Source organism: Pseudomonas sp. GW821-FHT07F01, from assembly GCF_059418825.1.
Genome location: NZ_JBWKQO010000004.1, coordinates 498,697 through 523,908, shown reverse-complemented (window position 1 = coordinate 523,908; position 25,212 = coordinate 498,697). Strand labels below are relative to the sequence as shown.

Below are 25,212 nucleotides of genomic sequence, written 5' to 3'. Positions count from 1 at the left end.
GGAGGGCAAGAATAGTCCGAGACTCTGGGCTAACCCTGTTTTCTCAGCACATAGACCCGCGTAGGCGCCCAACCGGGCAGCAGGTCCCGATGGTCGAGCACTTCAAAACCGGCTTCGCGGAACTCCGCTTCCAGCTGCACCTTGCTGGCCAGCGGCAGCATGCCGGAGCTGGCAGAAGCGGGTCGGGCGATCTGCAACAGCGGTTCGATCCGCGTGGCCAGGATCACCGTGTCCCGGCTGACCCGGAAGAACTCGCGCAGCAGGGCCAGGCGATCCTCACCCCGGGTCACGTGGGCAAAGAGTTGCATGCAGATGATGCAGTCCACCGCATTGGCCGACAGGCCGATATTGAACGCCGAGCTGTGAAAGGTCTTGACCCGTTTCAGCAGGCTGGCCGGGTGGTGGGTCTGGGCATGGTTCAACATGTCCTGGGAAGGGTCCGCCGCCAGAATCACCCGGTTGCCGTGCTCGCCCAGCACCGGCCAGTAGCGCCCGGCGCCACAGGCCACATCCAGGATCAGCCCCGGCTCGCCGGCTTCCTTCAGGGCGTGACGTACCAGGCGCGCCGTGCGCCAGGCGGCCAGGCGCGCGCCGATCCCGGCTGGCCGGGGCTCGCGGCAGACGCGCGCGTGCTCCTGGTCGTAGCGCCGAGCGAACTCAAGTTCGATGGACGGTGGGGGATGGGACGACATGAACGGCGAACTCTTTTTGGAATCCAGGGGCCACAGGTTAACGTGCCATTCGTGAAAAAAAGGTCGAAAGCCCGCATCGCCTTCCAGCACCGGTACTTGCCTTGCCTGGCCGGCGGCTGGCGCCAATAATGCTCCGCCCCCCCTGCCCCTCAAGGAACGATTCCATGCTCCCGCGCCTGCTGTTGTGTACCCTGCTGGGCCTCAGCGCCCCAGCCCTGAGCTTCGCCCAGGAGCCCTCCTCGCACCTGGACCAGGTGATCGAGCGCGGCCACCTGACGGTCTGCACCACCGGCGACTACAAGCCCTACAGCTACCTGCGCGACGACGGCCACTACGAAGGCATCGACATCAGCCTGGCCGAATCCCTGGCCGAGAGCCTCGGGGTGCGGGTGAAGTGGGTCAACACCACCTGGAAAGGCCTGATGGCGGACTTCCAGAGCCAACAGTGCGACATCGCCGTCGGCGGTATTTCGGTGTCACTGGAGCGGCAGAAAAAAGCCTTCTTCAGCCAGCCCCTGGGCATCGACGGCAAGATCCCCCTGGTGCGCTGCCAGGATCTCAAGCGCTACCAGACCCTGGAGCAGATCAACCAGCCCGAGGTGCGCCTGATCGAGCCACCGGGCGGCACCAACGAAATCTTCGCCCGGGCCCACCTGCCCAAGGCCAGCCTGACCCTGTTCGCCGACAACGTGACGATCTTCGATCAGTTGCTGACCCACCGCGCCGACGTGATGATCACCGACGCCTCGGAGGCGCGCTTCCAGCAACGGCACAAGCCGGGGCTGTGCGCAGTCAACCCCGAGCGCTACCTGCAATACAGCGAGAAGGCCTTTCTCCTGCCCCGGGACGATGTGGCCTGGAAAAGCTACGTCGACCAATGGCTGCACCTGAGCAAGGCCACCGGCGCCTACGACCGGGTGGTCAATCAGTGGCTGGCCGCGCCCTCGTCCTGATCCAGCAGCAGCTGCCGGAAAGCCTGGCAGGCGGCGCTGCGATAGGCGCCCTTGCGCCCCAGCAGCACCACGCTGCGCGGCGCCGGTGGTGACTGCAAGGCCAGGGTGCGCAGCCCCGGCTGCTCCCGGGCAATGGAGCTGGGCAGGATGGTCGCCAGTTGCCCGCGCCGGACCATCTCGACAATCGCACTGACCGAATTGGCCTCGGCGGCGATGGGCGGGGCAATGCCCTGCTGCCGGCAATACAGGTCGATGTGCCGGCGGGTGGCGAAGTCGGCGCTGAGCAGCACCAGGGGCTGGCGGCCCAGGGCCTCGGCACTCAAGGGCAGGCGCTCGGGCTGCGGATACTGCGGGCCGACCATCAGGCTCAGGGTCTCGATGAACAGCGCCTGACTCTCGATCTCCGCCAAGTGCTCGCCGGCGAAGGCGATACCCAGGTCCAGGCGGTCTTCGGCCAGGGCCGCTTCCAGGCGGTCCTGGGTCATTTCCTCGATGCTCAGGCCGATTCCCGGGTGCTGCCGGTAAAAGCGGCTGAGCAAGGGCCCGGCCAGGTAGGCGGTAAAGGTCGGGGTCAGTGCCAGGCGCAGCGAGCCGCGGCTCAGGTCCTGCACATCGTGGATCGCCCGCCTGGCCGCCTCCAGGTCCTGCAGGGCGCGGCGGGCATAGGCGACATAGGCCTGGCCGGCATCGGTGAGGCGCACGCTGCGCCCGGAACGGTCGAACAGCGGCGCCCCCAGGCCCTCCTCCAACTGCTTGATCTGTTGCGACAGGGTCGGCTGGGACACATGCAGCGCCTCGGCAGCCCGGGTGAAGTTGCAATGCTCGGCCACGGCCAGCAGGTAACGGATGTGACGCAACAGCATGGGGAATTCCAACTATAGGCTGTACTTATGGAAAGCATAACAAGCCGGTCTTGGACGCTATAGCTGAAAACTTCCATCCTTGCCCCATCAGCGACGCAAGGAAAACCCCATGCAGAACATCATCGACGGCTTCCTCAAGTTCCAGCGCGAAGCCTTTCCCCAACGCAGTGAACTGTTCAAGCAACTGGCCAGCACCCAGAACCCCGGCACCCTGTTCGTCACCTGCTCCGACAGCCGGGTGGTGCCCGAACTGCTGACCCAGCAAGAGCCCGGCGACCTGTTCGTGATCCGCAACGCCGGCAACATCGTGCCCAGCTACGGCCCCGAGCCGGGCGGCGTATCGGCCACCGTGGAATACGCGGTGGCAGTGCTGGGCGTGAGCGACATCGTCATCTGCGGCCACTCCGACTGCGGCGCGATGACCGCCATTTCCACCTGCAAGTGCCTCGACCACCTGCCCGCCGTAGCCAACTGGCTGCGCCATGCCGAGTCGGCCAAGGTGATCAATGCCGCCCGCCAGCACGCCTCGCCCGCCGAGCACCTGGACGCCCTGGTGCGCGACAACGTGATCGCCCAACTGGCCAACCTCAAGACTCATCCTTCGGTGGCCCTGGCCCTGGAGCAGGGCCGGCTCAACCTGCATGGCTGGGTCTATGACATCGAGAGCGGCGCCATCGTCGCCCTCGACGGCAACACCCAGCGTTTCGTCTCCCTGGCCGAGTACCCGCACACCTGTGCCCTGGCCAGCCAAGCTTCCAGCGCTGCCTGAGCAGCCCCCGTTTCGTCACTCAAGAGGAGTCACCCCATGCTGCAATCCCAATTCGCCCAAGCTCCACGCCTGGCCCTGGCCGACACCATCATCGACGCCAAGGCGCGCAAGAACCTGTCGTGGCAGGACCTCACCGACGGCACCGGGCTGAGCCTGGCTTTCGTCACCGCCGCCCTGCTGGGCCAGCACGCCCTGCCGGCCACCGCCGCCGACCTGGTGTGCGACAAGCTGGGCCTGGACCAGGACGCCAGCCGCCTGCTGCAGAGCATTCCCCTGCGCGGCAGCATCGCCGGCGGCATCCCCACCGACCCGACCGTGTATCGCTTCTATGAAATGCTCCAGGTCTACGGTTCGACCCTCAAGGCCCTGGTCCACGAGCAGTTCGGCGACGGCATCATCAGCGCCATCAACTTCAAGCTGGACATCAAGAAGGTCGAAGATCCGGAAGGCGGTTCCCGCGCAGTGATCACCCTGGACGGCAAGTACCTGCCGACCAAGCCGTTCTGACCCCGGGTTGCAGGTTGCTCCAGCGGTAGGTGCCTGCCGGGCGTGCGTATCGTCCGGTTTGCGGCCCTGCGGCCCGGATCGCAGCCTGCGGCAGCGGCTACAGGTCCGCGGTGTTATTTAGTTTTTAAATAACACCGCGGACTTTCTGATTTGCCCCCACTCCAGACCGAGCCGCCTAATCGGGTCCTTGTTTGTTGAAGGTCCGACCATGGAAAACGTTCGTGCAACTTCCCGCCCCGCACTCTGGCTGATGGTCAGTGTGATTCTGGTGGCGCTCAATCTGCGTCCGTCGATGGCCGCCGTCGGCCCGCTGCTGTCGGGCATTCGTGGCGATATCCCCTTGAGCTTCAGCCTGGCTTCCCTGCTGACCATGCTGCCGGTCATGGCCATGGGCCTGGCGATGTTCTTCGGCATGGGCATCAGCCAGCGCCTGGGCGAGCACCGCACCGTGGTCCTGTCGCTGCTGGTCATCGGCCTGGCCACGGTCTCGCGGCTGTTCATGGATTCGGCGGCCGAGCTGATTCTCAGCGCGGTGCTGGCCGGCATCGGCATCGCCCTGATCCAGGCACTGCTGCCGGCGCTGATCAAGTCGCGCTTTGCCGACAATGTCTCGTTGTTCATGGGCCTGTACGTCACCTCGATCATGGGCGGTGCAGCGCTGGCCGCGTCGTTCTCGCCCCTGGTGATGAACCACAGTGGCAGTTGGCGCCTGGCCCTGGCGATCTGGGCCGCCCTGGCGCTGCTGGCCCTGGTGTTCTGGTACGCCCAGCGCGCGGCCCTGCCCAGGCTGCCGGGCAAAGGTGGAGCACGGGAGTCCTTTGCCGGTAATCGCCGGGCCTGGCTGCTGGCGGTGTTCTTCGGCCTCGGCACCGCTTCCTACACCTGCGTGCTGGCATGGCTGGCGCCCTACTACGTGGAGAACGGCTGGAGCGAGCAGAACGCGGGCCTGTTACTGGGCTTTCTCACCGCCATGGAGGTGATTTCCGGGCTGGTCACCCCGGCCATCGCCAACCGCAGCCAGGACCGGCGCCTGGTGCTGGTGGCCCTGCTGGTACTGATCATCGCCGGCTTCTGCGGCCTGATCCTCAGCCCCAAACACCTCAGCCTGCTGTGGCCGTGCCTGCTGGGCCTGGGAATTGGCGGGCTGTTTCCCATGAGCCTGATCGTCTCCCTGGACCACCTCAGCGACCCGCGCCGCGCCGGTGGCCTGACCGCTTTCGTGCAGGGCATCGGCTACCTGATTGCCGGGCTGTCGCCGTTGCTGGCGGGCATGATCCGCGACCAGCTGGGCAGCTTCGAATGGGCCTGGTGGTCACTGGCCGCGGTGATGCTGGTGATGATCCTCATGGCGCTGCGCTTCGATCCGAAGCATTACCGCCAGCACATCCGCTGAGCCGGGAGAGGCCATCATGAACCCGGTGAACTTCACCCAGGCCAACCTCGGCATGCTGCTGTGGGCGGTGCTGATTGCCGCTTCGTTCTTTGCCGCCGCCGAGGTCAGCCAGGCCATCGACCCGGTGCTGCTGACTGCCCTGCGCCTGTTGTTCTCGGCGCTGATGTTCGTGCCTCTGTTGTGGCTCAAGGGTTCGGCGCCCATGACCCTGGCCGGCTTGCGCGCCCACGGGCTGTTGGGCCTGCTGCTGGCGCTGTATTTCGGTTCGCTGTTCGAAGCCCTGCGCTATACCTCGGCGGTCAACACCGGGACCCTGTTCACCCTGGTGCCGCTCCTGACCCTGGTGTTCGAAGCCTGGTTGCTGCCTGGCAGCGGCCAGCGGCGCCGCCTGCTGCCGATGCTGGTGGCGGGGGCCGGGGCGCTGCTGCTGATCCTCAAGGGCGGCGCGCCAGGGCAATTGCCGTCGCTGTACGCCATGGGTATCTACGCCCTGGGCTGCCTGGCCATGGCCGCCTACTCGCCGCTGAGCCAGCGCTTCAAGGCCGGCAGCCTGCAAGGGCGCAGCCCGGCGGCCATGACCTTCTGGAACATGCTGTTCGGATCGCTGTTCCTGTTTGTCGCCAGCCTGGCCAGTGGCGGCTGGCGCAGTGCCGCGCTACTGCGCGGCAACGACCTGCTGTGGCTGCTGTACCTGGCGCTGTTCGCCACCCTGGCAACCTTCTGGCTGCTGCATCGGGCCATCGGCGTCATCGCCCCGTCCACGGTGATTTCCTACATCTACCTGAGCACCCTGTTCCTCACGCTGTTCCACTGGTTGTGGCTGGGCCAGGGGCCACAGTTGACAGAAATGCTCGGCGCCCTGCTGGTGGCCCTGGGCATGCTCGGCCTGGTGCGCGGCAGCCGCCCGACAGCCGCGGCGGCCTGAAATCTACCCGGGACAAGCACCATTGCAGTGCGCGAAACTGCGCAGGTCGTGTTATCGGACATTTATGTCCCGATGCTGTCCGCGAATCCCCGCCCCGGGCATTTAATTAGGACGATCGTTCCGCTAGCATCGATCCGGTTTGCGCGCCACCGGCGCCAGGTGCTCAGCGGGATGGAACGGATGCTCATCAGCAATGTGCTCAGAAAACTCGACATGCAGGACCTCATGGTCTTTATCGCGGTGTACGAGCAAAGCAGTGTCACCGGGGTTTCGGAAACCCTCTGCGTCAGCCAGTCGACCGTCAGCTACTGCCTGAAGAAACTGCGCAACGGCTTCGAGGATGAACTGTTCATCAACACCCGCACCGGCATGCGCCCGACCTACAAGGCCACCAGCATGTACAACCACGTGCTGAGGATCCTGGAGAGCATCAACCTGTGCCACAGCGGTGTGCCGGCCTTCGACCCGACCCGCCAGGCCGTGACCTTCAACCTCTGTGCCCCGGAATACTTCGAGCTGCTGATCCTGCCGCGCCTGCTCAAGGGCTTCGACTACGCCGACCTGCCGGTGACAGTCAACGTGCAGAAGCTGGAAAGTGATATTCCCGCCGAGGACCTGCGCGATGGCAGCGTCGACCTGGTGATCTGTTTCGGGCCCGACTTCCATCGCCGCCACGCCGACTTCAAGTCGCAGATGCTGCTGGAGGACGACCTGGTGTGTGTCTTCGACAAGCGTGCGACCCCGCCCAGGGAACCGCGCTTCAGCCTGCAGTCGTTCGTCGAGCGGCGGCACGTGTTTCCCACGCCCTGGACGTCGGACAGCAACATGGTGGACGGCTGGCTGGCGCGCCAGGCCCACAAGCGGCAGATCGTCGCCCGCTCCAACAGCTACAGCGCAGCGCTGAAGATGATCACCGGCACCGACTTCCTCCTCACCCTGCCCCGGCGCATCCAGGCACTGCTGGCCAACGAGGCAGTGTTCAACCATTGCGAGGCCCCCAGCGGCCTGCCGGGATTCAGCCTGGACATGCAGTGGAGCCAGCACACCGATCAGGACAGCGCGCAGACCTGGTTCCGTGAACAGATAGTCAAGGTCTGCGCCGAGCAGGGGCTGGCCTGATCCTCAGCGGCCGACGGCGGCCTTGCTGTAGGACGCGCGGTCGATATCGACGATCTCCACGCACAGTTGCACCTGGACATCCGCCGGCCATGGCGCCAGATCCTGCAACACCGCCAGCAGGCTCTCGGACAACTGCTTCTTGATCTCTGGCGAGCGGCCGCTGAGCAAGGCCAGCTTGACGTGGACAAAGCCGCGCTCGCCAATCCCGGTGCCGACCCGGAACGCTTCGACCTTGACTGCGCGGCTCTTGATGTCGAACTCGTCGGAGAACTGCCCGGACGCCACCAGCCCATGATTGAGTCGCAGCAGCGCCTTGTCGACGTCCAGTTGCGGCAGGTTGGCGGTGTATTCCATATGCAGGTGCGGCATGGCAAAGCTCCCGGTCAGTCAGGGGTAAAAAGGCGCTCCATACTACACAACCCGCCCCACGCCGCCGCAGTAGCCGTTAGCCTCATTGCCTGGACGCCGCCCTTTCCCGCAGGGCCAGGGTTTCCCAGGCCGCCACCAGCAGCATCACCAGGGTGGTCAGGCTGCCCAGCGCCAGGGCGGAAAACCACTGGTTCCAGGCCGCGGGCAACAACAGCAGCAAGGCCGCGAGCCCGGCCAGGTGCGACAGCGGCGGCAACGGCCGCTCGTTCATCACCCACTTGAACAGCGCGCAACCGAGCAGGAACAGCCAGGGCCCGCCGACGATCACCAGCACCGCGGCCTGGCTGGCATGCTGCGGGTGCACCAGCACCAGTTCGTCGGCCACCGCACTGACGATGATCCCGGCGACGATCAGCACATGCAGGTAGGTGTAGGCAATACGCGCCTGGCGCCCCGGGTCGCTGGAGTGGGCGATGCGGTGGTGGGCACGCTCGGCGCCGCTGTCGAAATACACCCACCACATGGCAATGCTGCCCAGCACCGCCACCACGAAAGCCAGTACCCCTTCGGCACTGGTGGCCAGCTCGGCGAAGGTGGCGCCGGTGACCAGCAGGGATTCACCCAGGGCGATGATCACGAACAGAGCGCAGCGCTCGGCCATGTGGTTGCCTTCGACATTCCAGTCTTCCAGGGTCGAGCGGCCGAGCCCCGGCACCCAGAAATACAGCGACGGCGACAGCACCTCGATGGCCAGGGCCAGCCCCCAGCACGCCAGGCGCTGCGGGCCTTCGAGCAGGCCACCGGTGATCCAGAAAACGCCCGAGAACATCAGCCACAAGAGGATCCGCTGGAAGTTGCGGGTCATGTTCAGCGGCTCGCCGCGCACTGCCCACAGTGAATAGGCGGTGCGCCCCACCTGCATGAACACATAGGCGCCGGCGAACAGCAGCCCACGCTCGCCGAAGGCCTGGGGAATCGACGAGGACAGCAGCAACCCGGCCACCATCAGCACGAACAGGCCGAGGCGGATCGGCAGGGCTTCCGGGTCCAGCCAGTTGGTGATCCACGAGGTGAAGATCCACACCCACCACACCGCCACCATCAGCAACGCCACCTGCAGCGCTCCGCCCAGGGACAGATGAGCCAGCAGGGAGTGGGACAGTTGGGTCACGGCAAACACGAACACCAGGTCGAAGAACAGCTCGACCATGCCAACCTTGCCGCTGTCGTGGCTGCCACGCCCACGCAACAGGGAACGGGAACGACTCATGGGCACACTCCACCGATCAATGTTTCAACAGACGATCCACACAGCAAAGCAGCCCCCTGTGCCTATGCCAAGCTGGCGGCCTCCGTTCACTGCGCCGCTGTCGCCGCTGCCGCAGGCTGCGACCCGGTCCGCAGGACTGGCAAGGCCGCCCACCCGATCCGCCAGGCATACCGCATGGGCAGGTTTGGGGCCCGCTGCGCGGTCCATCGCAGCCTGCGGCAGCGGCTGCAAGGCACGATTAGCTCGCGAGGGGCGCCCGCTCGCTCATGAAGGCTTCCAGCCGCGAGCGCAGCCAGCGTTCGGCGGGGTCGGTGTCCACATGGCTGAGCCAGACCATGGACAGGTCCAGGGTCGGGGTCTTGAACGGAAACGGCTCGCAGTACAGCTGCCCCGAGGCGGCCATGGCGGCGGCGGCATAGTCGGGCAGGCTGGCAATCAGCTTGGTACCGGCGAGCAGGGCCGGCAGCGAGCTGTACTGGGGCACCGACAACACGACCTGGCGGGTGCGGCCGATCTCCGCCAGCCACTCATCGGCGAAGCCGGCGACATTGGCGGTGTGGGACACCAGCACATGGGGCCGCGCGCAGTACTCGTCGAGGGTCAGCGGTGTGTCGCTGGCATCGGCCCGCAGCACGCTGGGCTGGATATGCCGCAGCAGCTTGCGCTTGGCGTTGGCCGGCAGGCCGCGGGTCTGGCTGATGCCCACGGTGATATCGCCGGACGCCAGCAGGTCGGGAATCCGCCAGTAGTCCACGTGCTGCACCACGACCACCACTTGCGGCGCTTCCTGGCGCAGAGCCCGCAGCAGGGGGGGCAGCAGGCCGAACTCGACGTCGTCGGACAGGCCGATGCGAAAGGTCATGGTGCTGCTGGCGGGATCGAAATCGTGGGTCAGGCTCAGGGCCGAGGACAGTGCGTCCAGGGCCGGCGACAGGTGCTGGATGATCTGCTCGGCACGGGCCGTGGGCTCCATGCGATGGCCGACGCGAATGAACAGCGGGTCGTTGAACATCGCCCGCAGGCGGTTGAGCGCGGAACTGATGGTGGGCTGGCCGAGGAACAGCTTCTCCGCCACCCGGGTGACATTGCGCTCAAGCATCAGCGCCTCGAACACCACCATCAGGTTGATATCGGCCTTGCGCAGTTCATTGCGATTCATTGATGTTGCCCCCGGTCCCCAGACGGGAAGCAGTGTAGAAAGGCCGGAGGGCTGGCGTCCAGGCAAGATCTGCCAAGCGACGCCAACCCCGGGCAGACCTCAGGCGGAGTTTCTCGCCAGCCCACTCGCCCTTTGCTCACAGCGGTCCTCCTGGCCCTGGCGCAAACGCAGTGCCGCCAATGCCGCCACCAGCAGCACCAGGGCAATCACCTTGAGGCCATTCATGGCATTGCCGGTGCTCATCTCGATCGCGCCCATCACCGAAGGGCCGACAAAACCGCCCAGCAGCCCGCAGGAATTGACGAAGCCCAGGCCACCCGCCAACGCCGCGCCTTTGAGCCGTGAAGCCGGGTACAGGAAGATGATCGACTGCACCACGAAGAACATCAGCGCCGCCACGCAGAACCCCAGCAGGCTGAATACCGGCCCGGAAAACGCCGCGATCGACAGCCCCGCCGCCATCACCAGCAAGCCACAGACCAGCAGGCGCCGCGAGCGTTGCGGGCTGTTGGCCAGCCGGGGCAAGGCGATAGCCCCGACGGCTGCGGCGATCCAGGGCAGCGAGGTCAAAAGGCCAACGCTCATGATGCTCAGGTTGCCGTACTTGCCGATGATGCTGGGGAGGAAAAAGATCACGGTGTAGATGGTGATCTGATGGCAGAAGTAGACAAAGATCGCCAGCAGGATCTGTGGCGTGAAGCATTGCCGGAACGAGTGCCCGCCCTGCCTCGCGCCCTCGTCGGCTTCCCGGGCCAGGCGCTGTTCGATGGCCGCCGCTTCCTCGGCGCTCAGCCAGGGAGCACGGCTCGGGCGGTCCGGCAGGCGCCGCCATACCACCCAGGCGAAGAACACCGCCGGCAGGCCTTCGAGCAGGAACATCCACTGCCAGCCGTGCCAGCCCAAAAGGCCGTCCATCTTCATCAGCGCCGCGCCCAGCGGGCCGCCAATGATATTGGCCAGGCACACCCCCAGCAGGAAATAGCCGGTGGCCCGGGCCCGCTGCTGGCGGTCGAACCAGTAGGTCAGGTACAGCATGACCCCGGGAAACAGCCCGGCCTCGGCGATCCCCAGCAGCAGGCGCAGCACATAGAAGGAGGTCTCGCCCTGGACGAAAGCCATGGCGGCGGAGATCAGCCCCCAGGTCACCATGATCCGGGCGATCCAGAAGCGCGCGCCGACCTTGTGCATGATCAGGTTGCTCGGCACTTCGGACAGCGCATAGGTGAGGAAGAACAGTCCGGCCCCCAGCCCGTAGGCCGCGGCGGAAATCCCCAGGTCCACATCCAGCTGATGCTTGGCCAGGGCGATATTGGTGCGGTCGAGAAAACTCAGGACATAGGCCGCGATCAGCAGCGGCATCAGCTTGAGGAACATCAGCCGGGTCAGTTGTTGCGGGTCCCGGGGCGGCGCGGCGGTTGCAGTGTTCATGGGCATATCCCTTTGTAATTGTTATGCGGGATCGCCAGCGCCCGGAAGGCGCCGGCAGCGGGCCTGCGGGGCTTAGAAGGCGACCTGGTCGCGTCCCTTGAGCCCGAGCAGGGTGCGGGCTTCGTCCGCCGTCGCCACCCGGCCGCCCAGGGCCTCGATGACGCTGCGGATGCGTCGTACCTGGTCGGCGTTGCTCGCCGCCAGCTTGCCGGGGCCGTCCCACAGCGAGTCCTCCAGGCCGACCCGGGCATGGCTGCCCATGGCCAGGCCCATGGTCGCCAGGGGAATCTGGTTGCGCCCGGCGCCGAGGATCGACCAGTGATAGGCATCGCCGAACAGCCGGTCAGCGGTGCGGCGCATGTGTGCCAGGTCCTCGGGGTGGCCGCCGATGCCGCCCCGCAGGCCGAACACCGACTGGATGAACAGCGGCGCCTTGAGCAGGCCGCGCTCCAGGAAATGCGCAGCGGTGTAGAGGTGGCCGATGTCGTAGCACTCGATCTCGAAGCGCGTGCGGTTCTCGGCACAGGCGCTGAGGATATGGGCGATATCGCGGAAGGTATTGCGGAAAATCCGGTCGTCGCTTTCCTCCAGGTACGGCCGCTCCCAGTCGTGCTTGAACTCGGTGAAGCGGTTGAGCATTTCGTACAGGCCGAAGTTCATCGAGCCCATGTTCAGCGAGGCCAGTTCCGGCTTGAACTCCAGCACCGGTTGCAGGCGCTCCTCGACACCCATGGTCGGCGCGCCGCCGGTGGTGAGGTTGATCACCACGTCGCAGGCGGCCTTGATCTGCGGCAGGAAGCGCCGGAACAGCTCGGGGTCCTGGCTCGGCCGGCCGTCCTCCGGGTCCCGGGCGTGCAGGTGGACGATGGCCGCCCCGGCCTCCGCGGCGGCGATGGCCTCGGCGGCGATCTCCCCGGCCGTGACCGGCAGGTGGGGCGACATGGACGGGGTATGAATGGCACCGGTAACGGCGCAAGTGATGATGACGGGTGTTTTTCCAGGCATGACGGTACTCCGACTTTTATTCTTGATGAAAAAAATCCCAGGGTGTCGCTACAGGTTTCAGCGCCGGCGGTCCTCGCCGGCGCGGCCAGCCGGCGGGAGCTAGAGGTATTCGACGTTGCCGTCGACGCTGATCGCCTGGCCAGTGACGTTGCATGCCGCCGGCGAACAGAGGAACAGCGCCATGGCCGCCACGTCTTCGGCACTGACCATGCGCTTGAGGGAGATCTTCTCCAGGTACTGCTCGCGCATCTGCGCCACCGGTACCCCGGTCTGTTCGGCCCGGGCCTGGATCACCGCCTCCATCCGCGGCCCCTCGACTATCCCCGGCAACAGCGCGTTGACCCGGATATCGCTGGCACCCAGCTCCGCCGCCAAAGACTTCATCAACCCGACAATCGCCCATTTGGTAGCGGCATAGGGCGTGCGCCAGGCGTAGCCCAGGCGCCCGGCCACGGAGGCGATGTGCAGCAGGTGGGCCTTGTCCGAGGCCTTGAGCAGGGGCACCGCGTGGTGGGCGAAGCGGTATTGCGCGGTCAGGTTGATATCGATGGTGCGCTGCCAGTCGGCATCGCTGACGGCATCGATGCCCGCGGTCGGCCCGGCAATGCCGGCGTTGTTGACCAGCACATCGAGGCCACCGAAGTGCTGCACCTGAAGCTTGAACAAGGCTTCGATCTGCGCCGGGTCGGCGACATCGGTACGGGTTGCCAGGGCCTCGGGGTAGCGATCGCGAAAGGCCGCCAGGGCCGCTTCGCTGACATCGCACACATGCACCTGGGCGCCGGCTTCAAGGTAGGCAGCGGCCAGCACTTCACCGATGCCCGCCGCGCCACCGGAAATCATCACCCGCAAGCCCGGATAAGGCTGCAAACGCTGAAGGATGCTCATGCCCGGCCTCCTTTGCGCAGGGCTGCACCGTCGCTCTTGGCCAGCAGGCGGCCCAGGGAATCCGCCGCCTGCATGATGTCGTCGGTGACCGCTGCTCGCGCCGCCGGGCCATCGCCGGCGACCAGGGCCTCGACGATTCGGTTGTGGGCTTCCATGGAACGTTGCAGGTGGGCCTTGTCCGGCGCCACCAGGGCGAAGCAGGGGCCCATGTGCAGCCAGAAGTTCTCCACGGCGGCCATGGTCAGTTCGGCCCGGGCCACCGCATAGATGCGCCGGTGGAAAGCGAAGTTGGTCCACAGGTAGCGGGAGACATCCACCTGGTCGGCGGCCTTCTGCATCTGCCGGCAGAGATCGGCGATCTCCTGCATATCGGCCTTGTGCAGATGCTGCACGGCCTTTTCCGCCAGCAGCCCCTCCAGGGCCACCCGTGCATCACGGATTTCCCGCAGGCGCTCCACCGTCATCATGCGTACCCGCAGGCGGGAGGTTTCCGTGACCTCGAAGGCATTTTCCGCACTCAAGCGCTGCAGGGCTTCGCGCACCGGCATCGGGCTGGAACCCAGGGCTTCGGCCAGGCCACGAATGGTCAGTTTCTGGCCGGGCTGGAATCGGCCACTCATCAAGGCTTCGCGAATCTGTCGATACACCTGTTCCTGCAAGGTATCGCGAGAAACCTGACGCAAGGTAGGCAGGGGGATAGGACCTTCGGACATGGGGGTGACACCTGTGTTGTGATTCTTGTGGGCAGCAATATGTGATCACAAATCAAATATGTCAAATATTCATCCTCACGTCTCTGAAGCAGTCAAGGGCTTAAATCAAGTAAAAAGAATCTTTTTATTCCGCACTGCGAAACACAATTCCGTATTGACCCACTAATTTATTGATGACAGGATTATTTTCACCAGCCGATTCAAACAGCGGAATCCAATCCTGATTTCCGTTCAGCGCCCGGAGCCCCTGGGCAACCATCGGCCTCACGCTGCCCTTTCCTCGGGAGACTGCTGCAATGAGTCGCGACACCGCCCAGCCCTCTGTGGCATCCGCCCTGCACGGCAACATCCTGGTCCTTACCCTCGACAACCCGCCGGTGAACGCCCTTGGCGTGGAGGTCAGGCGCGGGCTGCTGGCCGCCATGGACAGCGCCGCCGACGATCCGACGGTGGCCGCCATCCTGCTGGTCGGCGCCGGGCGCCACTTCTGTGGCGGCGCCGATATTCGCGAATTCGGCCAGACGCCCCAGGCCCCGGCATTGCCAGCGGTGGTCAAGCGCATCGAGGACAGCGCCAAACCGGTGGTGGCGGCCATCCAGGGAGTGGCACTGGGAGGCGGCCTGGAAGTGGCCCTGGCGGCCCACTACCGCCTGGCCCTGGGCAGCGCCCGCCTCGGCCTGCCGGAAGTGCTGCTCGGCCTGCTGCCCGGGGCCGGTGGCACTCAGCGCCTGCCACGCCTGATCGGTGCCCGGGCGGCCCTGGAACTGATGCTCAGCGGCCGTCACCTGAATGCCCGGGAGGCCCTCGACCTGGGGGTGGTGGACCGCCTGGCGGAGGGTGAGGATGCCCTGGCTGCCGGCCTGGCCTATGCCCGCGAGCTGGTGGACAGCCATGCCGGCGTGCGGCGCACCCGGGACGCCCGGGCCCTGGGCGATCAGCATCTGCAACGCGAACAGATCAACGCCGCCCGCGAACAGCTCACGCACAAGGCCAAGGGCCTGCTGTCGCCGCAGAACATCATTCGTGCGGTCGAGGCGGCCCTTGACCGGCCCTTCGATCAAGGCCTGGAGGAAGAACGCCGGCTGTTCCAGGAATGCCTCGACAGCCCGCAGCGTGCCGGGCTGGTACATGCCTTTTTCGCCGAGCGCGAGGTGCTCAAGGCCCCGGAAACCCGCATCGCCCAGCCTCGCCCCATCGAACAGGTGGCCGTGGTCGGCGGCGGCACCATGGGCGCCGGCATCGCTGTCTCGGCCCTCGACGCCGGCCTGCAGGTCACCATGATCGAGCGCGACCAGCAGGCCCTGGACCGCGGCCGGGGCAACGTCGAGAAGGTCTATGACGGGCTGATCGAAAAAGGCCGCCTGGATGCCGCCGGCAAGGCCGCGACCCTGGCCCGCTTCCGCGCCAGCCTGGACTACCAGGACCTGGCCCGGGCCGACCTGGTGATCGAAGCGGTGTTCGAGGACATGGCCGCCAAGCAGGCGGTGTTCAAGGAACTGGACCGGGTGTGCAAACCTGGCGCGGTACTGGCCAGCAACACCTCCTACCTGGACCTCAACGCCATCGCCGACAGCGTCTCGCGGCCTGCCGATGTCATCGGGCTGCACTTCTTCTCCCCCGCCAACATCATGAAGCTGCTGGAGATCGTGGTCCCGGCCAAGGTCGCACCGGACGTGGTGACCACGGCCTTCGAACTGGCGAAGAAACTGCGCAAGGTGCCGGTGCGTGCCGGGGTCTGCGATGGTTTCATCGGCAACCGGATCCTCGCGGTCTACCGCCAGGCGGCGGACTACATGATGGAAGACGGCGCTTCGCCCTATCAGATCGACCAGGCCCTGCGCGACTTCGGCTTCCCCATGGGGCCCTTCCAGGTGGCCGACCTGGCCGGCGGCGACATCGGCTGGGCGACGCGCAAACGCAAGGCCGCCACCCGCAATCCCAACGCGCGCTACGTGCAGATTGCCGACCGCCTGTGCGAGCGCGGCTGGTTCGGACAAAAGACCGGCCGTGGCTACTACCTCTATGCCCAGGGCCCGCGCAGCGCCACCCAGGACCCGGAAGTCCTGGCCGTCATCGAGGCCGAGCGGGCCCGGGCCGGCATCACGCCCCGCCCCTTCGGCAACCCGGAGATCCTGCGGCGCTACATGGCGGCGATGATCAACGAAGGCGCCAACGTGGTGCACGAAGGCATCGCCCTGCGCCCCCTGGATGTGGACATCACCTTTATCCATGGCTACGGCTTCCCGCGCTATCGCGGTGGCCCGCTCAAGTACGCCGACCAGTACGGCCTGCCCCAGGTGCTGGCGGACATCCGCGAATTCGCCGAACAAGACCCGCTGTTCTGGAAAGCCTCGCCACTGCTGGAGCAGTTGGTGGAGCGCGGCGAGAACTTCGACAGCCTCAACCACAGCCATTGACTCAAGGAGCACGCGCCATGCGCGAAGCCGTCATCGTATCCACCGCACGCACGCCCCTGACCAAGGCCCACCGCGGCGAATTCAACATCACTCCCGGCCCGACCCTCGCCGCTTTCGCGGTACGCGCCGCCGTGGAACGGGCCGGCATCGACCCGGGGCTGATCGAGGACGCCATCCTCGGTTGTGGCTACGGCGAAGGCACCACCGGGCGCAATGTCGCGCGCCTGGCGGTGGTCCGCGCCGGCCTGCCCATCGGCATCGCCGGCACCACGGTGAACCGCTTCTGCGCCTCCGGCTTGCAGGCCATCGCCATGGCCGCCGGACGTATCGTGGTCGATGGCGCCCCCGCCATCATTGCCGGTGGCGTGGAAAGCATCTCGCAGATCCGCGGCCGCGGCAGCGACGACCCGGATCTCGATCCCTGGCTTGTGCAGCACAAGCCGGAGCTGTTCCTGCCGATGATCGAGACCGCGGACATCGTCGCCGCGCGCTACGGCATCAGCCGCGAGGCCCAGGACCGTTTCTCGCTGCGCAGCCAGCACAAGACCGAAGCGGCGCAACGGGCCGGGCACTACCGCGAGGAAATCATTCCCTGCACCACCACCATGGCCGTGACCGACAAGCAGAGCGGCGAGGTCAGCCAGCACCAGGTCACGGTGGACGCCGACACCTGCAACCGCCCGGGGAGCACTTACGAGGCCCTGGCCAAACTGGAACCGGTGCTGGGCCCGCAGCGCTTCATCAGCGCCGGCAACGCCTCGCAACTGTCCGACGGCGCCTCGGCTTGCGTACTGATGGAGGCCCGTGAAGCGGCCCGCGCCAACCTGCAACCGCTGGGCGTGTTCCGTGGCATGGCGGTGGCCGGTTGCGAACCCGACGAAATGGGCATCGGCCCGGTGTTCGCCGTACCCCGGCTGCTGGCCCGGCACGGCCTCAAGGTGGACGACATCGGCCTCTGGGAACTCAACGAAGCCTTCGCCTCCCAGGCGCTCTATTGCCAGCAGCGGCTGGGCATCGCCGATGAATGCCTGAACGTCAACGGCGGGGCCATCGCCCTCGGCCACCCGTTCGGCATGACCGGTGCGCGCCTGGCCGGCCATGTGCTGCTCGAAGGTCGGCGCCGCGGGGTCAAGTACGCCGTGGTCAGCATGTGCATTGCCGGCGGCATGGGCGCCGCCGCGCTGTTCGAAATCTATTGAGGACGCCGACATGGACCTGAGTTTCACCCCCCAAGAAGAAGCCTTCCGCAATCAGGTGCAGGCCTTCCTCGCCGAACACTTGCCCAGCGAACTGAGTGACAAGGTGGCCAATGGCGAACGCCTGTCCAAGGCCGACATGGAGCATTGGCATTCGACCCTCAACACCCGCGGCTGGCTGGCCAACCACTGGCCCGAGGCCTTTGGCGGGCCGGGCTGGAGCGCCGTGGAGAAATTCATCTTCGAACTCGAATGCGGCCTGGCCAACGCGCCGCGCATCGTGCCGTTCGGGGTCAACATGCTGGGCCCGGTGCTGATCAAGTACGGCACCCCACAGCAGCAGGACTACTGGCTGCCGCGCATCCTCGACGGCCGCCACTGGTGGTGCCAGGGCTATTCGGAACCCGGTGCCGGCTCGGACCTGGCGGCGGTCAAGACCACGGCGGTGCGCGACGGCGATCACTATGTGGTCAACGGCCAGAAGACCTGGACCACCCTGGGCCAGCACGCCAACATGATTTTCTGCCTGGTGCGCACCGACCGCGAGGCCAAGCCCCAGGAAGGCATCAGCTTCCTGCTGATCGACATGGCCAGCCCCGGGGTCGAGGTGCGTCCGATCATCACCCTGGAAGGCGACCACGAGATCAACGAGGTGTTTTTCACCGACGTGCGGGTGCCGGTGGCCAACCTGGTGGGCGAGGAAAACAAGGGCTGGACCTGTGCCAAGTACCTGTTGACCTACGAGCGCACCAACATTGCCGGGGTCGGCTTGTCCATGGCCGCGCTGCAACGCCTCAAGCGCGTGGCAGCACAGCGCACCCGCAATGGCCGGCCGCTGCTGGAAGACCCGCAGTTCGCTGCACGCCTGGCCCGGGTCGAGATCGACCTTGAGAACATGAAGACCACCAACCTGCGGGTGATCGCAGCGGTGGCCGGCGGCGGCGCGCCCGGCGCGGAAAGCTCGATGCTGAAGATCTGCGGCACGGAAATCCGCCAGGAGCTCACCGCTCTGCTGCGCCGGGCCATGGGCCCCGCCGCCCGGGTCATGCAGGACGAAGGCGACACTGGGGCGATGGACCTGGGCCAGGCCTTCGCCAGTAGCGCGGCGGCGCAGTACTTCAACAATCGCAAGCTGTCGATCTTCGGCGGCTCCAATGAAATCCAGAAAAACATCATTTCGAAAATGATTCTCGGGCTCTGAGGGTGCGCACATGAACTTCGAACACAGCGCAGAACGGCGCATGCTCGGCGACAGCTTGAACCGCTTTATCGCCCAGCACTACAACCTGGAAAAACGCCAGCAGAGCCTGCAGTCAGGCCAGGGTTTCAACTCCGGGATCTGGCAGCAGTTGGCAGAGATGGGGGTGATCGGCGCCCTGTTCAGCGAAGCCGACGGTGGCTACGGCGGCGGTGGCTTCGACCTGGCCCTGGTCTTCGAGGCCGTGGGCCGCGGGCTGCTGGTGGAACCGCTGCTGGGCAGCGCGGTGCTGGCCGGGGACGCCATCGCCAGCGCCGGTAGCGAAACGCAGAAGATCGAGCTGGCGCAGATCATCGACGGCAGCCTGATCGCCGCCCTGGCCCATGACGAACCCGACAGCCACTACGAACTCAACCGGGTCGCCTGCCGCGCCGAACCCCAGGCCGACGGCTGGCGCCTGGATGGCACCAAGAGCCTGGTGCTGCACGGCGAGCAGGCCGGGTTGCTGGTGGTGTCGGCCCGCACCGCCGGGGCCATTGACGACAGCCAGGGCATTTCGCTGTTCCTGGTGCCCAGGGACACCCCGGGCCTGGAGATCCGCGGCAGCGCCACCCTCGATGGCGGCCCCGTGGCGCAGGTGCGCCTGAACCAGCTGCTTGTGCCGGGCTCTGCCCTGCTGGGCACCCTGCACCAGGGCCATGCCACCCTGGAGCGGGCCATTGGCCGCGGCGTACTGGCGTTGTGCGCCGAAGCCCTGGGCGCCATGGAAGTGGCCAAAGTGGCGACCCTGGATTACCTGCGCACCCGCCAGCAGTTCGGCCGCCCGATCGGCAGTTTCCAGGCACTGCAACATCGCATGGCGGTGCTGCTGCTGGAGATCGAACAAGCGCGCTCGGCGGTGATCAATGCCGCCTCGGCCCTGGAGGCCGATCGCCTGGACCGCGAGCGCGCGCTGTCAGCGGCCAAGGTCAGCATCGGCCGCATCGGCACCCTGGTGGCGCAAGAATGCATCCAGTTGCACGGCGGCATCGGCATGACCTGGGAGCTGCCTCTGGCCCATTACGCCAAGCGGCTGGTGATGATCGACCATCAGTTGGGGGACGAGGATCACCACCTGCAACGCTACATCGCCCTGGGCAAGCAATAGGCCCCATGAATCGCGGTCCGGGCGGCCACCTGGGCCTGTCGCAAGGGCAGCAGGTGTCGCCGCCTTCCTTGCCCGACGCTGCGCTCAATCCCCCTGCTGAACCCAAGCCAAGCCTGGCGCCGCATCAGCGCGGCGCCAGGCAAGGGCGTGGCCGAGGTCGACAACCGCTACCTGGAGATCATGGAGAGCCTGGCCTACCGCGGCCACGCCCTGAGCCTCATCCACAAGATCTGGTAGATCGCGAAAACGACGCTGCCGGCCATTGCCGGCAGCCTCCCCTTCCCACTTGCGCGTTACAGCAACCGGGTGCGCAGCTCCTGGCAGGCCTGCTGATACTCCCTGCCCAGGCGCGCCACCAAGTCTCCGGCGCTCGGTACGCCGTCAACCACGCCAATCCCCTGGCCGCAGCCCCAGATCTCCTTCCAGGCCTTGGGCTTGTGCCTGTCTGCGCCGAAGTTCATTTGCGAGGGATCGCTGCTGGGCAGGTCATCGGGGTCCAGCCCCGCGGCCACCAGCGAGGCCTTCAGGTAATTGCCGTGCACCCCGGTGATCAGGTTGGTGTAGACGATATCCTCGGCCGTCGACTGGCTGATCATCTGCTTGTAGCCCGCCACCGCGTTGGCCTCCTGGGTGGCGATAAAGGCCGAGCCGATGTAGGCCAGGTCCGCCCCCAGGGCCTGGGCCGCGAGGATCGAACGCCCCGAGGCAATGGCCCCGGAAAGCAGCAGCGGGCCATCGAACCATTGGCGGATTTCCTGCACCAGGGCAAACGGCGACTGGGTGCCCGCATGCCCTCCGGCGCCGGCCGCCACGGCAATCAGGCCGTCGGCGCCCTTGTCGATGGCCTTGCGCGCGAAACGGTTGTTGATCACGTCGTGCAGCACGATGCCGCCGTAGCTGTGCACCGCCTGGTTGATCTCGGGGCGCGCGCCCAGGGAGGTGATGATGATCGGCACCTTGTGCTGCACGCAGACCGCCATGTCCTGCTCCAGCCGGTCATTGGAGCGGTGGACGATCTGGTTCACCGCAAACGGCGCGGCGGGCCGCTGCGGGTGCAGCCGGTCGTGCTCGGCCAGGGCCTGGGTGATCTGCTCGATCCACTCCCCCAGGCGCTCGGCCGGCCGTGCGTTCAACGCCGGAAAGGAACCGACGATCCCGGCCTTGCACTGGGCGATCACCAGCTCGGGAGTGGAAATGATGAACAGCGGCGCGGCCACCACTGGCAGGCGCAAATGCTGGGTGAGAATCTTCGGCAGGCTCATGTTCGGGCTCCTGGGCAATCCAATGGGTAGTTCATGATTCGGCGACGACCGCAGCGACCTTGGGCACCCGGGCGATGCGCGCGGTCACCAGTACCAGCCCGCCCGCCAGCAGGTACATGACAATCCCCAGGTACATGCTCGACACGTGGCCGCCGGTATGGCTGTTGATCACCCCGTTGAGCCAGGGTGTGACCGCCGGGCCGAGGTTGCCCAGGCTGCTGATGAAGGCAATGCCCCCGGCGGTGGCCGCCACCGACAGGTACTCGCTGACCAGGGCGAAGAAGATCGGCGTGCCGGCCTTGATCCCCACGTAGGCAAAACCCAGGGCCGTAACCGACAGCAGCAGGTGGCCGTTGAGCAAGGTGGTGACCGCCAGGCCGAACACCGCGATGGCCATGCAGCCGACGAAGTGCCAGCGCCGCTCCCGGTGCTTGTCGGAGTGCTGCCCGATCAGCACCATGCCGACGATCCCGACGATATTGGGGATCGCGGTGATCAGCCCGACCTGCAACAGGTCCTTGCTGCCCCAGCCCTGGATCAGGCTCGGCATCCAGAACACCAGCATGTAGGTGGCGCCCAGGAACATGAAATAGGCTGTGGACAGCAGGTAGATCCTGGGGTCGCGAAACATCTGCGCCAGGCTGTCCTGGGATTTGTCCCGGGCGTTCGCCAGATCCCGGGCCATGTCGGCGTCCAGCAGGCGCTTTTCCCCGGGGCTGAGCCAGCGGGCCCGGGCCGGGCTGTCCTGCAGATAGAGAAAGGCCACCACCCCCAGGACACTGGCCGGCAGCCCCTGGATCATGAACATCCATTGCCAGCCGTGCAGGCCGACCGCGCCGTCCAGGTACTTGAGGATGCTGCCCGAGACCGGCCCGGCAATCAGCCCGGCGACCGCGGCGGCGGTCATGAAGATGGCGATCACCTGCCCCCGGCGCGGCGCCGGGAACCAGTAGGTGAAATACAGGATCACCCCGGGGAAGAACCCGGCCTCGAAGGCCCCCAAAAGAAAACGCAGAACGTAGAACTGCATCGGGGTGCTGACGAACATCATCGCCGCGGCCACCAGGCCCCAGCAGAACATGATCCTTAACAGGGTCTTGCGCACGCCGCTGCGCTTGAGCATCAGGTTGCTGGGCACCTCGAAGATGAAGTAGCCGATGAAGAAGATCCCCGCCCCCAGGCCATACACCGCATCGCCGAACGGCAGGGTCTGCTTCATCTGCAACTGGGCGTAGCCGATGTTCACCCGGTCCAGAAAGGCCACCATGTAGCACAGCATCAACAGCGGCAGCAGGCGCCAGCGGATCCTGGCGTACAGCGTGTCGAGCTGCCGGGCATGATCGGGTGAGGCGTGGGGATCCTGGACCGTTATTGTTGTTGTAGTCATTGTCGTCTCCGACGCAGTCGCGGGTTGGCCCGCCTGGGAAATCACTCTTCAGCTATGGGTCGCCTCGCGATCCTGGAGCACGCGCCACATCACCTTGCCGGAGCCGGACTTGGGCAGGCTGTCGACGAACTCCAGCACCCGCGGCACCTTGTAGGCGGCCATGTGCTCGCGCGCCCAGGCGATGATCTCTTCGCTGGTGGTGCGGCCCCGGGCCTCGCTGCGCAGCACCACCAGGGCCTTGACGCTTTCCCCGCGGTAGGCGTCCCGGGTGGCGATGACACAGGCTTCGTGCACCGCCGGGTGCTTGAACAGCAGCGCCTCCACTTCCGCCGGCCAGACCTTGAAGCCGCTGCTGTTGATCATTCGCTTGAGGCGGTCGGTGAGAAAGAAATAGCCCTCCTCATCCATGTGCCCCAGATCGCCGGTGCGCAGGAAACGCTTGCCCTCGAACTCGACGAACGCCGCCTCGGTAGCTTCAGGGTTGCGCCAGTAGCCTTTGAACAGCATCGGGCCAGAGGTGATGATTTCCCCCACCTCGCCGGGTGCAAGTTCCTCCAGGGTGCGCGGGTCCACGACCCGTGAATCGACACCAAAGAACGGCATGCCCAGGCATTGCAGCTTGGCCCGCTCAGGGGGGTTGCCATGGCTGGCGGCGGCGGTTTCGGTGAGGCCGTAGCCTTCGAGAAAAGTCAGGCCGAACTCCTGGCGCAGGCGCTGCGCCACCGCCTCGGGCATCGCCGCCCCGCCACCGTTGATATGCACCAGGCTCGACAGTTCGAAGTCCTGGTAATGGGGGCTGGCGAACAGGTCGATGACCATGGTCGGGATGCAGGTCCAGTGGGTCACCCGGTACCGCGAGATCAGCCGCCCGGCCAGTTCCCGATCCCAGCGCGGCATGATCACCGTACTGGTGGCGTCGAACACCGCCCGCAGGACAAAGCACACCAGGCCGGTGATGTGGAAGAACGGCACGACCCCAAGGCCCACCGACTCCACGGTGGATTGGGTCCAGCTGCCGCTGACCGCGTTGCTCATCAGGCTGCGATGGGTGTGCATGCAGCCCTTGGGATGGCCGGTGGTGCCCGAGGTGTATTGCAGCAGCGCCAGGTCATCGGCCTGGGCAGTGTGCGGGCCGGGGCAACGTGCCTGGGCCAGGGCCTGGTTCCAGCGCTGATAGCCCTCGGGCAGAGGTGGCTCGCTGCGCAGCCAGGCATCGATCTCGGCGCTGGCGACCTCCGCCGGGTGCATGTCCGCCGGCGCCGGCATGGCATCGCTGTAGCGGGTCACCAGGACCCGGTGCAGTCGCTGCTCGGGGTCGAGGCTGGCATTCGCCGCCTGGGCGATGGGCGCCAGGTCCGCGGCGCAGATCAGTACCCGCGCCTGGGCATTGCCGAGCTGGTAGCTCAGCTCTTGCACCTTGTTCATCGGGTTGATCGGCACCAGCACCGCATTGGCCCGCAGGATGGCGTAGCAGGCGACGATGAATTGCGGGCAGTTCTGCAGGTACAGCGCCACCCGGTCACCGGGCTCGACCCCTTCGCCCTGCAACCAGCCGGCCAGCGCCAGGGCCTCGGCCTGCAACTGGGCAAAGCTCAGCGTGTGGCCGAAAAACCGGTAGGCGACCTTGTCCGGGTAACGCCGGGCCGCCACCTCCAGGTTGAACCAGAGCGAGGTGGCCGGCACCGACAAGGCCAGGGGCAGGCGCTTGGGCCAGACACGGTGATGGGGGCGCTGGGTACGAGCGGTGGACATGGAAGACTCCTTCAAGCCCGGGAATGATCGAGGGAACAGCCATGGACAGCGTCATCCGGTGCCGGCTGGCCAGCCAGGCCGCACGTTGATGGGCCACCGCCCCGGGTCGATCCTGCCCCATGCAGGGCGTGATTTTCAACCACTTATATTCCGCTGTGCGAAATAACATTCCATATTGACCAGTAGAATATTCGCTGACATCCTGCATTTCAACGAGCCATTTGCCCTGCGAAACACAATCAGAACAATCACTGCTGCCTGGCCACGGGGAACACCTGCCCTCCAGGACACCCGACCGGGACTGACCCAAGAGCCATCGCCCATGAGTGCCGTACCCGAAGTTTCGATGCTGCAAGGCCTGTTCAGCGGATTCGCGGCCCATCTCGGGTTGAACCTGCGGGAATACCAGCAGGCGCAAACCGTCATCGCGGTCACCGTCCAACCTCATCACCTCAACCAGGCCGGCAATCTGCACGGCGGTGTCATCGCCTCCCTGGCCGACACCGCCATGGGCATGAGCGGCACCTGGCATGCCGACCCCGCCCAGTGGCGGCTGGCCCTGACCCTGTCCCTGAACATCAACTACATGGCCGCGATCCCACCGGCCACCGAGGTCCGGGCCGTGGCCCGCCTGCGCGGCGGCGGGGCCAAGATCTTCATGGCCAGCTGCGACCTGCTGGATGCCCAGGACCGCCTGCTGGCCAGCGCCGAAGGGGTGTTCAAGCGCGGCCGCCTGCGCGCGGCAGCCACTGAGGTTATGGCGTGCCCTTGATTGGCCGGTGATGGCGTCAGGAACGGAA

General features: G+C 66.2%; 23 protein-coding genes. 11 read left to right on the top strand and 12 right to left on the bottom strand.

Features of this window, described 5'->3' with window-relative positions; translation table 11 throughout:
• Positions 1-29: 29 nt before the first annotated feature.
• Positions 30-692 (bottom strand): class I SAM-dependent methyltransferase, encoded by a 663-nt coding sequence (locus AC07R1_RS16845; RefSeq protein ID WP_495110761.1) that lies wholly within the window; start codon positions 690-692, stop codon positions 30-32.
• 164 nt (positions 693-856) lie between these two features.
• Between AC07R1_RS16845 and AC07R1_RS16840 the strand changes: the two genes are divergently transcribed.
• Positions 857-1,645, top strand: a complete 789-nt coding sequence (locus tag AC07R1_RS16840) for a transporter substrate-binding domain-containing protein (RefSeq protein ID WP_011059831.1) — start codon at positions 857-859, stop codon at positions 1,643-1,645.
• Here AC07R1_RS16840 and cynR read toward each other — a convergent pair.
• Positions 1,618-2,508: a transcriptional regulator CynR gene (cynR, locus tag AC07R1_RS16835; protein ID WP_011059830.1), complete on the bottom strand. Its 891-nt coding sequence runs from the start codon at positions 2,506-2,508 to the stop codon at positions 1,618-1,620. The two genes, AC07R1_RS16840 and cynR, sit on opposite strands and share 28 nt — an antisense overlap.
• A 109-nt stretch (positions 2,509-2,617) precedes the next feature.
• On the opposite strand from cynR, the gene AC07R1_RS16830 reads away from it, so the two are divergent.
• From AC07R1_RS16830 to AC07R1_RS16810, 5 genes are all read left to right on the top strand, one after another.
• Positions 2,618-3,277 carry a carbonic anhydrase gene (locus AC07R1_RS16830; RefSeq protein ID WP_011059829.1) on the top strand — a complete coding sequence of 220 codons (660 nt, stop codon included), beginning with the start codon at positions 2,618-2,620 and terminating at the stop codon, positions 3,275-3,277.
• Between the two features lie 36 nt (positions 3,278-3,313).
• Positions 3,314-3,784: a cyanase gene (gene cynS, locus AC07R1_RS16825; RefSeq protein WP_011059828.1), complete on the top strand. Its 471-nt coding sequence runs from the start codon at positions 3,314-3,316 to the stop codon at positions 3,782-3,784.
• Positions 3,785-3,992: 208 nt separating this feature from the next.
• The gene (locus tag AC07R1_RS16820; protein WP_019093310.1) at positions 3,993-5,177 is read left to right on the top strand and encodes a cyanate transporter; all 1,185 of its coding nucleotides are present in this window, start codon (positions 3,993-3,995) and stop codon (positions 5,175-5,177) included.
• A gap of 16 nt (positions 5,178-5,193) precedes the next feature.
• Positions 5,194-6,102: a DMT family transporter gene (locus tag AC07R1_RS16815; protein ID WP_072443275.1), complete on the top strand. Its 909-nt coding sequence runs from the start codon at positions 5,194-5,196 to the stop codon at positions 6,100-6,102.
• Between the two features lie 180 nt (positions 6,103-6,282).
• Positions 6,283-7,221 carry a LysR family transcriptional regulator gene (locus tag AC07R1_RS16810; RefSeq protein ID WP_011059825.1) on the top strand — a complete coding sequence of 313 codons (939 nt, stop codon included), beginning with the start codon at positions 6,283-6,285 and terminating at the stop codon, positions 7,219-7,221.
• A gap of 3 nt (positions 7,222-7,224) precedes the next feature.
• On the opposite strand, the gene AC07R1_RS16805 is transcribed toward AC07R1_RS16810, so the two are convergent.
• From AC07R1_RS16805 to AC07R1_RS16775, 7 genes are all read right to left on the bottom strand, one after another.
• Positions 7,225-7,590: a 5-carboxymethyl-2-hydroxymuconate Delta-isomerase gene (locus tag AC07R1_RS16805; protein ID WP_123473808.1), complete on the bottom strand. Its 366-nt coding sequence runs from the start codon at positions 7,588-7,590 to the stop codon at positions 7,225-7,227.
• Positions 7,591-7,672: 82 nt separating this feature from the next.
• Entirely contained in the window at positions 7,673-8,860 is a 1,188-nt protein-coding gene (locus tag AC07R1_RS16800; protein ID WP_015634542.1) for a low temperature requirement protein A, read from the bottom strand.
• A gap of 238 nt (positions 8,861-9,098) precedes the next feature.
• Entirely contained in the window at positions 9,099-10,019 is a 921-nt protein-coding gene (locus AC07R1_RS16795) for a LysR substrate-binding domain-containing protein (protein WP_011059822.1), read from the bottom strand.
• Positions 10,020-10,118: 99 nt separating this feature from the next.
• Positions 10,119-11,447, bottom strand: a complete 1,329-nt coding sequence (locus AC07R1_RS16790) for an MFS transporter (protein ID WP_495110760.1) — start codon at positions 11,445-11,447, stop codon at positions 10,119-10,121.
• Between the two features lie 72 nt (positions 11,448-11,519).
• A complete protein-coding gene (gene kce / locus AC07R1_RS16785; protein WP_011059820.1) occupies positions 11,520-12,452 on the bottom strand; it encodes a 3,5-dioxohexanoate:acetyl-CoA acetone transferase in 933 nt (310 codons plus the stop codon).
• Between the two features lie 99 nt (positions 12,453-12,551).
• Positions 12,552-13,340: an SDR family oxidoreductase gene (locus tag AC07R1_RS16780; protein ID WP_011059819.1), complete on the bottom strand. Its 789-nt coding sequence runs from the start codon at positions 13,338-13,340 to the stop codon at positions 12,552-12,554.
• The gene (locus AC07R1_RS16775; RefSeq protein WP_495110759.1) at positions 13,337-14,053 is read right to left on the bottom strand and encodes a GntR family transcriptional regulator; all 717 of its coding nucleotides are present in this window, start codon (positions 14,051-14,053) and stop codon (positions 13,337-13,339) included. Before AC07R1_RS16775 ends, AC07R1_RS16780 begins: the two co-directional genes overlap by 4 nt.
• A 296-nt stretch (positions 14,054-14,349) precedes the next feature.
• On the opposite strand from AC07R1_RS16775, the gene AC07R1_RS16770 reads away from it, so the two are divergent.
• From AC07R1_RS16770 to AC07R1_RS16755, 4 genes are read left to right on the top strand one after another with little or no spacing between them, the layout of a single operon-like run.
• Entirely contained in the window at positions 14,350-16,470 is a 2,121-nt protein-coding gene (locus AC07R1_RS16770; protein WP_495110758.1) for a 3-hydroxyacyl-CoA dehydrogenase NAD-binding domain-containing protein, read from the top strand.
• Positions 16,471-16,487: 17 nt separating this feature from the next.
• The gene (locus tag AC07R1_RS16765; protein WP_015634539.1) at positions 16,488-17,669 is read left to right on the top strand and encodes an acetyl-CoA C-acyltransferase; all 1,182 of its coding nucleotides are present in this window, start codon (positions 16,488-16,490) and stop codon (positions 17,667-17,669) included.
• Positions 17,670-17,679: 10 nt separating this feature from the next.
• On the top strand, positions 17,680-18,867 hold the full coding sequence (locus AC07R1_RS16760; RefSeq protein ID WP_265577975.1) for an acyl-CoA dehydrogenase family protein: 1,188 nt from the start codon (positions 17,680-17,682) through the stop codon (positions 18,865-18,867).
• 10 nt (positions 18,868-18,877) lie between these two features.
• Positions 18,878-20,011, top strand: a complete 1,134-nt coding sequence (locus AC07R1_RS16755) for an acyl-CoA dehydrogenase family protein (RefSeq protein ID WP_047284350.1) — start codon at positions 18,878-18,880, stop codon at positions 20,009-20,011.
• 293 nt (positions 20,012-20,304) lie between these two features.
• Here AC07R1_RS16755 and AC07R1_RS16750 read toward each other — a convergent pair whose 3' ends face one another.
• From AC07R1_RS16750 to AC07R1_RS16740, 3 genes are read right to left on the bottom strand one after another with little or no spacing between them, the layout of a single operon-like run.
• Positions 20,305-21,273, bottom strand: a complete 969-nt coding sequence (locus AC07R1_RS16750; RefSeq protein WP_342402860.1) for an NAD(P)H-dependent flavin oxidoreductase — start codon at positions 21,271-21,273, stop codon at positions 20,305-20,307.
• A gap of 31 nt (positions 21,274-21,304) precedes the next feature.
• Positions 21,305-22,660: an MFS transporter gene (locus AC07R1_RS16745; RefSeq protein WP_495110757.1), complete on the bottom strand. Its 1,356-nt coding sequence runs from the start codon at positions 22,658-22,660 to the stop codon at positions 21,305-21,307.
• A 48-nt stretch (positions 22,661-22,708) separates the two neighbouring features.
• Positions 22,709-24,412, bottom strand: coding sequence for a long-chain fatty acid--CoA ligase (locus AC07R1_RS16740; protein ID WP_495110756.1), 1,704 nt, complete (start codon positions 24,410-24,412; stop codon positions 22,709-22,711).
• Positions 24,413-24,734: 322 nt separating this feature from the next.
• On the opposite strand from AC07R1_RS16740, the gene AC07R1_RS16735 reads away from it, so the two are divergent.
• On the top strand, positions 24,735-25,184 hold the full coding sequence (locus AC07R1_RS16735) for a PaaI family thioesterase (RefSeq protein WP_019093300.1): 450 nt from the start codon (positions 24,735-24,737) through the stop codon (positions 25,182-25,184).
• Positions 25,185-25,212 lie beyond the last annotated feature (28 nt).